Source organism: Burkholderia sp. 22PA0106 (assembly GCF_047497155.1).
GTDB lineage: Bacteria > Pseudomonadota > Gammaproteobacteria > Burkholderiales > Burkholderiaceae > Burkholderia.
In genome coordinates this window covers 16,860-29,496 of the sequence record NZ_CP163163.1, presented here as the reverse complement: position 1 = coordinate 29,496, position 12,637 = coordinate 16,860, and the positions used below count along the sequence as shown (strand labels likewise).

Annotated in this window: 11 protein-coding genes; all 11 read right to left on the bottom strand. The window is 66.9% G+C overall.

Features of this window, described 5'->3' with window-relative positions; translation table 11 throughout:
- Nucleotides 1-33: 33 nt before the first annotated feature.
- Complete coding sequence (gene lpxC / locus AB4850_RS15050) at nt 34-951, bottom strand: UDP-3-O-acyl-N-acetylglucosamine deacetylase (protein ID WP_414443837.1); 918 nt, start codon at nt 949-951, stop codon at nt 34-36.
- A gap of 251 nt (nt 952-1,202) precedes the next feature.
- Complete coding sequence (locus AB4850_RS15045) at nt 1,203-1,709, bottom strand: peroxiredoxin (protein ID WP_206127293.1); 507 nt, start codon at nt 1,707-1,709, stop codon at nt 1,203-1,205.
- Nucleotides 1,710-1,885: 176 nt separating this feature from the next.
- Nucleotides 1,886-3,076, bottom strand: a complete 1,191-nt coding sequence (ftsZ, locus tag AB4850_RS15040) for a cell division protein FtsZ (RefSeq protein WP_414443836.1) — start codon at nt 3,074-3,076, stop codon at nt 1,886-1,888.
- A 103-nt stretch (nt 3,077-3,179) separates the two neighbouring features.
- Nucleotides 3,180-4,412: a cell division protein FtsA gene (gene ftsA / locus AB4850_RS15035; RefSeq protein ID WP_206127294.1), complete on the bottom strand. Its 1,233-nt coding sequence runs from the start codon at nt 4,410-4,412 to the stop codon at nt 3,180-3,182.
- Between the two features lie 25 nt (nt 4,413-4,437).
- Nucleotides 4,438-5,190, bottom strand: coding sequence for a cell division protein FtsQ/DivIB (locus AB4850_RS15030; RefSeq protein WP_414443835.1), 753 nt, complete (start codon nt 5,188-5,190; stop codon nt 4,438-4,440).
- A gap of 19 nt (nt 5,191-5,209) precedes the next feature.
- On the bottom strand, nt 5,210-6,151 hold the full coding sequence (locus AB4850_RS15025) for a D-alanine--D-alanine ligase (RefSeq protein ID WP_414443834.1): 942 nt from the start codon (nt 6,149-6,151) through the stop codon (nt 5,210-5,212).
- Between the two features lies 1 nt (nt 6,152).
- Nucleotides 6,153-7,553, bottom strand: coding sequence for a UDP-N-acetylmuramate--L-alanine ligase (murC, locus tag AB4850_RS15020; protein WP_414443833.1), 1,401 nt, complete (start codon nt 7,551-7,553; stop codon nt 6,153-6,155).
- A complete protein-coding gene (gene murG / locus AB4850_RS15015) occupies nt 7,550-8,653 on the bottom strand; it encodes an undecaprenyldiphospho-muramoylpentapeptide beta-N-acetylglucosaminyltransferase (RefSeq protein WP_414443832.1) in 1,104 nt (367 codons plus the stop codon). Before murG ends, murC begins: the two co-directional genes overlap by 4 nt.
- Complete coding sequence (gene ftsW, locus AB4850_RS15010; protein WP_414443831.1) at nt 8,650-9,933, bottom strand: putative lipid II flippase FtsW; 1,284 nt, start codon at nt 9,931-9,933, stop codon at nt 8,650-8,652. Before ftsW ends, murG begins: the two co-directional genes overlap by 4 nt.
- Nucleotides 9,930-11,441: a UDP-N-acetylmuramoyl-L-alanine--D-glutamate ligase gene (gene murD, locus AB4850_RS15005; protein ID WP_414445524.1), complete on the bottom strand. Its 1,512-nt coding sequence runs from the start codon at nt 11,439-11,441 to the stop codon at nt 9,930-9,932. Before murD ends, ftsW begins: the two co-directional genes overlap by 4 nt.
- A 26-nt stretch (nt 11,442-11,467) precedes the next feature.
- Nucleotides 11,468-12,637, bottom strand: coding sequence for a phospho-N-acetylmuramoyl-pentapeptide-transferase (mraY, locus tag AB4850_RS15000; RefSeq protein ID WP_414443830.1), 1,170 nt, complete (start codon nt 12,635-12,637; stop codon nt 11,468-11,470).

The window sequence follows — 12,637 nt, the reverse complement described above, 5'->3', positions numbered from 1 at the left end:
GGCTGCCTTTTTACCGAATTCGTGCGGCTTCGCTCAGGCGAAGGCCGTTTGCGCGTCGAACGCAAAGCCACGCGGCGCGGCTTTCAGATCGTCGAACGTGACCATCTCGTAGGCATCTTCGTGCGCGAGCAGTTCGCGCAGCAGCGCATTGTTCAGGCCGTGACCCGACTTGTACGCCGTGTAGGACGCCAACAGCGGATGGCCGACCACGTACAGATCGCCGATCGCATCGAGCATCTTGTGCTTCACGAACTCGTCGTCGTAGCGCAGGCCGTCGTTGTTGAGGATGCGGTACTCGTCGAGCACGATCGCGTTGTCCATGCTGCCGCCGCGCGCCAGCCCCAGCTCGCGCATCATCTCGACTTCGTGCGCGAAGCCGAACGTGCGCGCCCGCGCGATTTCGCGCACATAGGACGTATTGGCGAAATCGACTTCCAGTTCCTGACCCGTTTTATCGACGGCCGGGTGACGGAAATCGATCGTGAACTTGAGCTTGAAACCGAAGAACGGATCGAGGCGCGCGAATTTGTCGCCGTCGCGCACTTCCACCGTGCGCTTGACCTTGATGAAACGCTTCAGCGTGCCCTGCTCCTCGATGCCTGCCGACTGGATCAGGAACACGAACGACGAGGCGCTGCCGTCCATGATCGGGATTTCCTCGGCCGTCACGTCGACGTAGAGGTTGTCGACGCCGAGGCCGGCGCAGGCCGACATCAAATGCTCGATGGTCGAAACGCGCGCGCCATCCTTCTGCAGCACCGACGCGAGCCGCGTGTCGCCGATCGCCATCGCGTTGGCGGGGATCTCGACCGGCGTCGGCAAATCGACGCGCGTGAAGACGATCCCCGTGCCCGGCGCTGCCGGACGGAGGGTCAGTTCGACCTTGCGGCCCGAGTGGAGGCCGATGCCGACCGTCTTCACGATCGATTTGATGGTTCGCTGCTTCAACATGGCGGTGCGCTTCTTGATTGAAGTTATCAATCAGTACTTTTATTCGATAGGCGAGAGTATAGCGCAAAACAACAGACGGCGTTCGGCCGATTGTCGTAGCAACTGTTTCTGCACGTTACTCTCGCGGAGCCCGTGCAGGTCGAGAAAGACAGGCCGACGCCCGGAACGGAGGCGTTCCCGGACGTCGGCCCGTATTGCGGCACCCTGTTGTCACGACGCGTTGCCGCGACGCAACGTTCGGCGAGAAACGCTCAGCGTTTCGCCGCCGCCAGGATGCTTGCCGCGTCGCTGACTTCGAATTTGCCCGGCGCCTCGACGGCCAGCGTCTTGACCACGCCGTCGTCGATCACCATCGCGTAGCGCTGGGAACGGATTCCCATGCCGCGCGCGGACAAATCCTGCGTAAGCCCCAGTGCATGAGTGAAGGCTGCGCTGCCGTCCGCGATCATGCGCACCTTGCCCGAGGTGTGCTGATCCCTTCCCCAAGCGCCCATCACGAATGCGTCGTTGACGGACACGCACCAGATCTCGTCGATGCCGGCCGCGCCGAACGCGTCGGCGGCCTCGACATAACCGGGTACGTGCTTCGCCGAACAGGTGGGCGTGAACGCGCCCGGCAATCCGAAGATCACCACGCGCTTGCCGGCTGTCTGTTCGCGCACGCTCAGCGCATTCGGCCCGAGCGTGCAACCCTCACGCGCTTCGTCGACGAATTCGAAGACTTGTGCGTCGGGCAGCGTGTCGCCTGCTTGAATCATGACTGGTCCTTCATTGCGATGCGGTTGCGGGTTGGGTTACGGACAACACGGCCCATGCCACCTCGCGACTGCGAAGCGGGCGATTGGCCCTGCCCTGCGTCGCTGGCGACGCGGCCTCGGTCGATCCGTTCCACCCGTCACGTCGGCTGGCCGCGCGAGCGGCCGGCCTGCCCGTGTCAGTCGGCCTGCTTGCGCAGGAACGCCGGAATGTCGTACGTATCGACGCCCTTTTCCTGCAGCGCCTGCACGTGCGAAGCCGCCGTTTCACGCGAATTGCGCCAGACGGCCGGCGTGTCGAGCGCGCCGTAATCTGCCGTGTTCACGTGCGCCGGTGCGTAGCTGTGGCCCACCGCGGCAACCGGCTGGTTGTCGGTACCGGTGCGCAGCAGGGTCATCGGCGTTTGCTGCTTCTTCGCGGCGCGGCCGAGGCCCGTCGCGACCACCGTCACGCGCAGCGCATCGCCCATCGCGTCGTCGTACACGGCACCGAAGATCACCGTGGCGTCTTCCGCCGCGTAGCTCTTGATGGTGTTCATGACTTCACGCGTTTCCGACAGACGCAGCGAACGGCTCGACGTGATGTTGACGAGCACGCCGCGCGCGCCCGACAGATCGACACCTTCGAGCAGCGGGCTGGCCACGGCCTGCTCGGCGGCCAGACGCGCGCGATCGACGCCGGCCACCGTGGCCGTGCCCATCATCGCCTTGCCCTGCTCGCCCATCACCGTCTTGACGTCTTCGAAGTCGACGTTGACGAGGCCGTCGACGTTGATGATTTCGGCGATGCCGGCCACCGCGTTGTTCAGGACGTCGTCGGCGCACTGGAAGCACTTGTCCATTTCGGCGTCGTCGCCCATCACGTCGAACAGCTTGTCGTTGAGCACGACGATCAGCGAATCGACGTGATCCTCGAGCTGCTGCGCGCCCGCTTCGGCGACGCGCATGCGCTTGCCGCCTTCGAATTCGAACGGCTTGCTGACGACACCGACCGTCAGAATGCCCATTTCCTTGGCGATCTGCGCGACCACGGGCGCAGCGCCCGTACCCGTGCCGCCGCCCATGCCGGCGGTGATGAACACCATGTGCGCGCCGCGCAGCGAATCGGCGATGCGCTCACGGGCTTCCTCGGCCGCCGCACGGCCCATGTCCGGCTTCGCGCCGGCGCCGAGGCCGGTGTTGCCGAGCTGGATCACGTTCGGTGCACGCGAACGCGACAGGGCTTGCGCGTCGGTGTTCATGACGACGAAATCGACGCCCTGCACGCCACGGTTGATCATGTGCGAAACGGCATTGCCGCCCGCGCCACCGACCCCGATCACCTTGATGATGGTGCCGTTGGTCTCGGTTTCCAGCATTTGGAATTCCATTATTGCCTCCGTCAAGAAAGATAAATCTGCTCGGCGTTATTCGGCAGGAGATCGGGCAACCCCCTGCGCGCGCGCCAGCCGCCGGCACCAGCGCTTGAAATCGTCAAAAATTGCTCAGGAACCAGTCTTTCATTCGCGTGAAGATCTGGCCCGCCGAGCCGGATTGCACGGCCACCTTGCGGCCGCGCATCCGCTGCGCGCTACCCTCGACGAGCAGGCCCATCGCGGTCGAGTAGCGCGGATTGCGCACCACGTCGGCCAGGCCGCCCGCATATTCCGGCGCACCGATGCGCACCGGTTTCAGGAAAATGTCTTCGCCCAGTTCGACCATGCCGGGCATCATGGCAGCGCCACCGGTCAGCACCACACCGGAACTGAGTAACTCTTCGTAACCCGACTCGCGCACGACTTGCTGCACGAGCGAGAACAGCTCCTCGACGCGCGGTTCGATCACCGCCGCCAGCGCCTGGCGCGACAGCGTGCGCGGACCGCGCTCGCCGAGCCCCGGCACTTCGACCATCTCGTCCGGATCGGCCAGCGCCTGCTTGGCGATGCCGCAACTGACCTTGATGTCCTCGGCGTCCGGCGTGGGCGTGCGCAGCGCCATCGCGATGTCGCTCGTGATCTGGTCGCCCGCGATCGGGATCACCGCGGTGTGACGGATCGCGCCTTCCGCGAAGATCGCGATGTCGGTCGTGCCGCCGCCGATGTCGACCAGCACCACGCCCAGGTCCTTCTCGTCCTCGGTCAGCACCGCCAGCGACGACGCCAGCGGCTGCAGGATCAGGTCGTTCACTTCGAGGCCGCAGCGGCGCACGCACTTGACGATGTTCTGCGCGGCGCTGACCGCGCCCGTCACGATGTGCACCTTCACTTCGAGGCGGATCCCGCTCATGCCGATCGGCTCGCGCACGTCTTCCTGGCCGTCGATGATGAATTCCTGCGTCAGGATGTGCAGCACCTGCTGATCGGTCGGGATGTTGATCGCCTTCGCCGTCTCGATCACGCGCGCGACGTCCGTCTGCGTGACCTCCTTCTCCTTGATCGCGACCATCCCGCTCGAATTGAAGCTGCGGATGTGGCTGCCGGCGATCCCCGTGAAGACGTTGGTGATCTTGCAGTCGGCCATCAGCTCGGCTTCTTCGAGCGCACGCTGAATGGACTGCACCGTGGCCTCGATGTTCACCACGACGCCTTTCTTGAGACCTTTCGATTCGCTCTGGCCGAGGCCGATGACCTCGTAGTGGCCCTCGCCCTTCAGCTCGGCGACGACGGCCACGACCTTCGACGTGCCGATGTCGAGGGCAACCAGCAGATCTTTGTAGTCTTTGCTCATAAGTGCTCTTGCGTGTGATGTCCTGTTACTTCTTGCCCTTGTCGGTATCGCTCAAGAACCGCATGTTCGCCGCGCGGATCGCGAATCCGTTCGGGTAGCGCAGATCCGCGTACTCGATGTCGTTGCCCCAGCGCTGCGAGACGGCCGGCCATGCCGCCACCAGCCGCTGCGCTCGGTCCGGCAGCGTATCCGTGTTGCGCTCCCTCCCGAATTCGATTTCCATGCCGTTCGCCAGCTTGACCGTCCAGGCGTAGCGCGATGACAGCGTCACTTCCTCCGGCTCCGAATTGAGCGGCGCGAGCCACTTCGTGAAGTCGCGATAGCGCTGCACGACTTCCTTCGCGCTGCCGTCCGGGCCGTCGAACGCGGGCAGTTCCTCGTCCAGCTCGCCCTGGTTCGCCGTGAACAGCTCGCCGTCGGTGCTGACCAGCTGATCGCTGCCCCAGGTGCCGAGCGGTTTGTACTCCTCCAGCGTGACGGCCAGCGCATCGGGCCAGACCCGCCGCACGCTCGCGTGACGCACCCACGGCATCTGCTCGAACGCGACCCGCGCGGTGTCGAGATCGACCGTGAAGTAATTGCCTTTCAGGCGCCCGACCACGCCGGCCCGCACCGTCGGCGAGTTGATGTGATCGGTATCGCCGTCGATCAGGATCGTCCGCAACGCGAACGCCGGGCGCTGGATCAGCCAGTAGCAGCCCGCCGCCGTGCAACCGAGCAGCAGCAACGCGTAAAGCGCGCTGGCGGCGAAGTTGAGTTGGCGAACGTTGTTCCACATGGGTTGCGTCCCGTTTCCGTCAGTCGTCGAGCGTCATCGACAGCACCTTCACCACCAGCTCCGAATAGCTGATGCCGACCGCGCGCGCCGCCTTCGGCGGCAGCGAATGGTCGGTCATGCCCGGCGCCGTGTTCACTTCGAGGAAGTACGGCTTGCCGGCCGCATCCAGCATGAAATCGGCGCGGCCCCAATCGGTGCAGCCCAGCACGTCGAACGCGCGACGCGCGAGCCGCTTGAATTCGGCTTCCTGTTCCGGTGCGATACCGCAGGGAATCAGGTATTGCGTGTCGTCGGCGACGTACTTCGCGTGATAGTCGTAGAACTCGCCGGCCGGCACGATGCGGATCACCGGCAGATCGAGATCGCCCGCGATGCACGCCGTGTATTCGCCGCCGCCCTCGATGCTCTGCTCGACCAGCACGATCTTGTCGTGCTTCGCGGCTTCCTCGATCGCGGCCGGCAGCGCCGCGGCGTCCTTCACCTTGATCACGGCGACGCTCGAGCCTTCGCTGGCCGGCTTCACGAACAGCGGCAGACCGAGCTTCGCGACGATCCCGGGGGCGCGCTGCGCGACGTCGTCGCCGCGCATCACGGTTTCGAACGGCGGGGTGGGCACGCCGGTTTGCTGCCACACCAGCTTGGTGCGGAACTTGTCGAGGCCCAGCGCCGAGCCGAGCACGCCGGTGCCCGTGTAGCGGATGCCGTAGAAATCGAGCGCGCCCTGAATCTGGCCGTTCTCGCCGTAGCCGCCGTGCAGCGCGTTGAACGCGCGCACGAAGCCTTCGTCCTTCAGCGCGGCCAGCGGCCGCTCGGACGGGTCGAACGGATGCGCGTCGATGCCTGCCTCGCGCAGGCCCTGCAACACCAGCCGGCCCGAATTCAGCGACACCTCGCGCTCGGCGGACACGCCGCCGAACAGTACCGCCACCTTGCCGAAACGTTTCGGATCGATCCCGCTCATGTCATTCCTTGTGTTGCTGTTGCTGCGCGATTCGCCCCGGCACCGCGCCGATCGAACCCGCGCCCATCGTGATCACCACATCGCCCGCGCGCACCACCTGGGCCAGCGCGGCCGGCAATTCGTCGACCGTTGCGACGAACACCGGATCGACCTGCCCGATCGCCCGCAGCGCGCGCGACAGCGCCTCGCCGCTCGCGGTCGGAATCGCGGCCTCGCCGGCCGCGTACACCTCGGTCAGCACCAGCGCGTCGACGGTCGACAGCACCTTGACGAAATCCTCGAAGCAGTCGCGCGTGCGCGTGTAGCGGTGCGGCTGGAACGCCAGCACGAGGCGGCGGCCCGGGAACGCGCCGCGCGCGGCGGCGACGGTGGCCGCCATCTCGACCGGATGGTGGCCGTAGTCGTCGATCAGCGTGTAGCTGCCGCTGCCGTCCGCCACGGCCACTTCGCCGTAGCGCTGGAAGCGCCGGCCGACGCCGTTGAATTCGGCGAGCGCCTGCTGGATCGCGGCATCCGACACGCCCAGGTCGGTCGCGATCGCGATCGCGGCCAGCGCATTCTGCACGTTGTGCAGGCCCGGCAGGTTCAGCACCACGGGCAGCGGCGCGCGCCCCTCGCGGATCACCGTGAAATGCATGCGGCCGTCGCGCGCGTCGACCTGTTCGGCGCGCACCTGCGCATCGGCCGACAGCCCGTAGCCGACCACCGGCTTCGAGATGAACGGCACGATCTGGCGCACGTTCGGATCGTCGACGCACACCACGGCGCTGCCGTAGAACGGCAGCTTCTGCGTGAATTCGATGAAGGCCTGCTTCAGACGCGCGAAATCGTGCCCGTAGGTATCCATGTGATCTTCATCGATGTTCGTGATGACTTCGATGACGGGATACAGGTTCAGGAACGACGCGTCCGATTCGTCCGCCTCGGCGACGATGAAATCGCCCGAACCGAGCCGCGCGTTGGCCCCGGCGCTGATCAGGCGGCCGCCGATCACGAAGGTCGGATCGAGCCCGCCCGCGGCCAGCACGCTGGCGACCAGGCTGGTGGTGGTGGTCTTGCCGTGCGTGCCGGCGATCGCGATGCCCTGCTTGAGGCGCATCAACTCGGCCAGCATGACGGCGCGCGGCACGATCGGCACGCTCAGGCGGCGCGCGGCCAGCACTTCGGGATTGTCCGACCGCACCGCGGTGGACACCACCACGGCGTTCGCGCCCTCGATATTGGCGGCGTCGTGGCCGATCGCCACGTGCGCGCCCAGCGCCTCGAGGCGCTCGGTCACGGCATTGCGCGACAGATCGGAGCCGCTGACCTGGTAGCCCAGGTTGACGAGCACTTCGGCGATGCCGCTCATGCCCGCGCCGCCGATGCCGACGAAATGGATATGTTTGACGATGTGTTTCATTGCTTCGATTCCAGGTTCGCGCCCGCGACTTGCGCGCACACGCGCGCGACCACGTCGGTGGCATCGGGCTTCGCGAGGGAGCGCGAACGTTCGGCCATGCCGGCCAGCGAGGCGCGGGTCTGGCCACGCAGCCAGTCGGCCAGACGCTCGGCCGACAGGTCGCGTTGCTGCATCAGCACGGCCGCGCCCTGATCGGCGAGGAAGGCTGCATTGGTGGTCTGGTGATCGTCGACGGCGTGCGGGAACGGCACGAACAGCGCCGCCACGCCCACCGCGGCGATCTCCGACACCGTCATCGCGCCCGACCGGCAGATCACCAGGTCGGCGTTCGCGTAGGCGGCGGCCATGTCGTCGATGAACGGCAGCAGCGCGACGTCCTGGCCGGCCGCGAGGCCCGCCGCGTCGTAGTTGGCCCGCAGCGCATCGATGTGCTTGGCACCGGCCTGATGCACGACCTGGGGGCGCGCCTCGGGCGCGAGCAGCGCCAGCGCACGCGGCACGACTTCGTTGAGCGCCGCGGCACCGAGGCTGCCGCCCACCACCAGCACGCGCAGCGGGCCGGTGCGCGCGGCGTAGCGCGCGGCAGGCGGCTCGGTGTGCGTGAGCTCGTCGCGGATCGGGTTGCCTGTCCACTCGGCGTTCGGCAGCGCGCCCGGGAACGCCACCAGCACGCGCCGCGCCAGCTTGGACAGCACCTTGTTGGCCAGGCCGCCGATCGAATTCTGTTCGTGCAGCACGAGCGGACGGCCGGTCAGTGCCGTCATCACGCCCGCCGGGAACGTGATGTAGCCGCCCATCCCGAGCACCACGTCGGGCCGCACCCGGCGCAGCGCGCCGAGGCTCTGGGCGCAAGCGCGCAGCAGGTTCAGCGGCAACGTCAGCTTGGTCTTCAGGCCCTTGCCGCGCAGGCCGCCGAAACGCACCGGCTCCATCGCGATGCCGTGCTTCGGCACCAGCGTGGCTTCCATCCCGGCCGGATTGCCGAGCCATACCACCCGCCAGCCCTGCGCCTGCATCCGATGGGCGACCGCCAGCCCCGGGAACACATGGCCCCCGGTGCCGCCTGCCATCACCATCAGCGTGCGCTGCCGTGCGGTCATATCTTGCCTCCGCGCATCAGCACCCGGTTTTCGTAGTCCACCCGCAGCAGCACGGCCAGCGACACGCAGTTGAGCAGGATGCCCGAGCCGCCGTAGCTGACGAGCGGCAGCGTCAGGCCCTTGGTCGGCAGCAGGCCGAGGTTCACGCCCATGTTGATGAAGGTCTGGGCGCCGAACCACAGGCCGATGCCCTTGGCCATCAGGCCGGCGAACGTGCGGTCGAGCGCGAGCGCCTGACGGCCGATCTCGAACGCGCGGCGCACGATCCAGTAGAACAGCAGGATCACCACCAGCACGCCGACGAAGCCGAGTTCCTCGCCGATCACGGCGAGGATGAAGTCGGTATGCGCTTCGGGCAGGTAGTTGAGCTTTTCGACGCTGCCGCCGAGCCCGACGCCGAACCATTCGCCGCGTCCGAACGCAATCAGCGAGTGGGTCAGCTGGTAAGCCTTGCCCTGCGCGTAACGCTCGTCCCACGGATCGAGATAGGCGAAGATCCGCTCACGACGCCACGGCGATGCCCACACGAGCATCGTGAAGGTGCCCACCGCCGTCGCCACCAGGCCGCCGAACAGCTTGCCGTTCACGCCGCCGAGGAACAGCACGCCCATCGCGATCGCAGCGACCACCATGAATGCGCCCATGTCCGGTTCGAGCAGCAGCAGCATCCCGACCAGGCCGACCGCGGCCGCCATCGGCAGGAAGCCCTTGGCGAAGCTCTGCATGTATTCCTGCTTGCGCACCGTGTAGTTCGCGGCGTAGATCGTCACCGCGAGCTTCATGATCTCCGACGGCTGCATGTTCGTGATGCCGAGCGGAATCCAGCGCCGCGCGCCGTTCACGCCCTTGCCGATGTGCGGGATCAACACCACCACGAGCGCGACCAGCGCCAGCAGGAACAGGTGCGGCGCGTATTTGTCCCAGGTCGCGATCGGCACGCGGAACGCGAACACGGCCGCGATCAACGCGACCGTCAGCGAGATGCAATGACGCATCAGGAACGCGTAGTCGCGATAGGCCGCGTACTTCGGCGAATCGGGCATCGCGATCGAGGCCGAATAGACCATCACCACGCCGAGACCGAGCAGCGCGATCGCCACCCACATCAACGAGTAGTCGAAATCGAGCACGCGCGAGCGGGTCGGGCGCACGCCGCCGAGGCCGGCGGCAAAACCGCCCGACGACGAGGCGCCGCGCGTGGCCGGCCGTGCGACGGCCGCGCCGCCGCCGGCTTCGCGCTGGCCGATGAAACGGGAAACAAAGCGGTCGGACCAGCTCATAGCGTCGTACCTCGGTCGAGTGCGATGTCCTCGAGCGCGCTGCGGAACACCGCGGCGCGATGTGCGTAACCGGTAAACATGTCGAAGCTCGCACAGGCCGGCGACAGCAGCACGGCGTCGCCCGGCTCGGCCAGCTCGACGGCGGCCTGCACGGCGGCTTCGAGCGTGGCCTGATCGATCAGCGGCACGCCGGCATCGGCCAGCGCGGCGCGGATCAGCCCGGCATCGCGGCCAATCAGCATCACGGCGCGGCACCAGCGCGCGACCGGCGCGGCGAGCGGCGAGAAATCCTGGCCCTTGCCTTCGCCGCCGGCGATCAGCACGGTGCGCTGCGCGAGGCCGTCGAGCGCGGCCACGGTCGCGCCGACGTTGGTGCCCTTGCTGTCATCGACATAATCGACGCCATCGAGCGCGGCGATCAGCTCGACGCGATGCGCCTCGCCGCGATACTCACGCAGCCCGTGCAGCAGCGCGGCCGGCGCCAGGCCGATCGCACGGGCGAGCGCGAACGCGGCCAGCGCGTTCGCGGCGTTGTGCAGACCACGAATGCGCAGCGCGTCGGCCGGCATCAGGCGTTTCTGAGCCAGCGTGGGCGCGACGGCCGCTTCGGCCTTGCGACGGCGCGGCGATACCGGCTCGTCGTGGCCATCGCGATCGATCGCTTCCACCAGCCAGTTGATTCCGCCCTCGCGCAGCAGGCCGTAATCGCCCTCGCGCGACGGCTCGTTCAAGCCGAACGTGACCGCGCGCGGCGCGTCGGCGGCTGCGGCGGGCGGCACGAACTTCATGACTTCGGCGTCGTCGCGGTTCAGCACGCGCACCGTGCGCGGCCCGAAAATCCGGCCCTTCGCGGCTGCGTAGGCGTCGAAGCCGCCGTGCCAGTCGAGGTGATCCTGCGTGATGTTCAGGACGGTGGCCGCGTCGGGCGCGAAGCTTTCGGCGCTTTCGAGCTGGAAGCTCGACAGTTCGAGCACCCACACGTCGGGCAGCGCGGCCGCATCGATCGCGGCCGACAGCTTGTCGAGCATCGCCGGGCTGATGTTGCCGGCCACCGCGACCGAGCGCCCCGCACGTTCGCAGAGCAGGCCCGTCAGGCTGGTGGTGGTGGTCTTGCCGTTGGTGCCGGTGATCGCCAGCACCTTCGGCGCATAGCCGTTCGCGCCGAGCGCGGCCAGCGCACGCGCGAAGAATTCGAGTTCGCCCCACACGGGGATGCCGCGTTCGCGCGCGGCGTCGAGCAGCGCGGCGGTGGCCGGATCGCGCGGCGACAAGCCGGGGCTCAGCGCCACCAGCTCCACGCCGCCGTCGAGCAGCGCGGGCGAGAACGGGCCGCCGACGAATTCGGCTTCGGCGACGGCGTCGCGCAATTGGGCAAGATTCGGCGGCGCCTCGCGGGTATCCGCGACGCGCAACGGACACGCGTGCCTCGCGCACCAACGCGCGATCGCGAGGCCCGATTCACCGAGCCCCAGCACGAGCACCATCGGCCGTTGCCGATCTCCAAACATCTCGCCAGACATCGCTTGCTATCCCTTTACCGCAATTTGAGCGTGGTCAAACCGAACAGGCAGAGCATCAACGTGATGATCCAGAAACGCACGACCACCTGCGTCTCTTTCCAGCCGGACAATTCGAAATGGTGATGCAGCGGCGCCATCTTGAAGATGCGACGCCCTTCGCCGTAACGGCGCTTGGTGTACTTGAACCAGGTCACCTGCAGCATGACGGACAGGGTTTCGGCCACGAACACGCCGCCCATGATGAACAGCACGATTTCCTGGCGGACGATCACGGCCACCGTGCCGAGCGCGCCGCCCAGCGCCAGCGCGCCGACGTCGCCCATGAAGACCTGGGCCGGGTGGGTGTTGAACCAGAGAAACGCCAGCCCCGCCCCGCCCATCGCCGAGCAGAAGATCAGCAGTTCGCCCGCGCCCGCGATGTGCGGGAACAGCAGGTATTTCGAATAGACCGAGCTGCCCATCACGTAGGCAAACACGCCGAGCGACGCGCCGACCAGCACCACCGGCATGATCACGAGCCCGTCGAGGCCGTCGGTCAGGTTCACCGCATTGCTCGCGCCGACGATCACGAAATACGTGAGCGCGATGAAACCCCACACGCCGAGCGGATAGCTGATCGACTTCAGGAACGGCAGCATCAGGTCGGCACGTGCCGGCAGGCCCATCGACAGGCCGCTGCGCACCCAGCTCATGAACAGGTCGAACACCCGCACGTTGCTGGCCTCGGACACGCTAAATGCGAGATAGACCGCAGCAAACAAGCCGATCAACGATTGCCAGAAATATTTCTCGCGCGAGGACATGCCGCGCGGGTCCTTGTGGACGACCTTGCGGTAATCGTCCACCCAGCCGACCACGCCGAAGCCGAACGTGACCAGCATCACGATCCAGATGAAACGGTTCGTCAGATCGCCCCACAGCAGCGTGGCGACCGCGATGCCGATCAGGATCAGCACGCCGCCCATGGTCGGCGTGCCCGACTTGACGAGATGGGTTTGCGGACCGTCCTTGCGCACCGCCTGGCCGACCTTCATTTCGGCCAGCTTGCGAATGACCCACGGACCGCAGACCAGGCCGATGCCAAGCGCGGTGATGGTAGCCATCACCGCACGGAACGTCAGATAGGTGAACAAGCGCAAAAAGCTTGCGTCTCCTTGCAGCCATTGCGCCAGCGCCAGCAACAT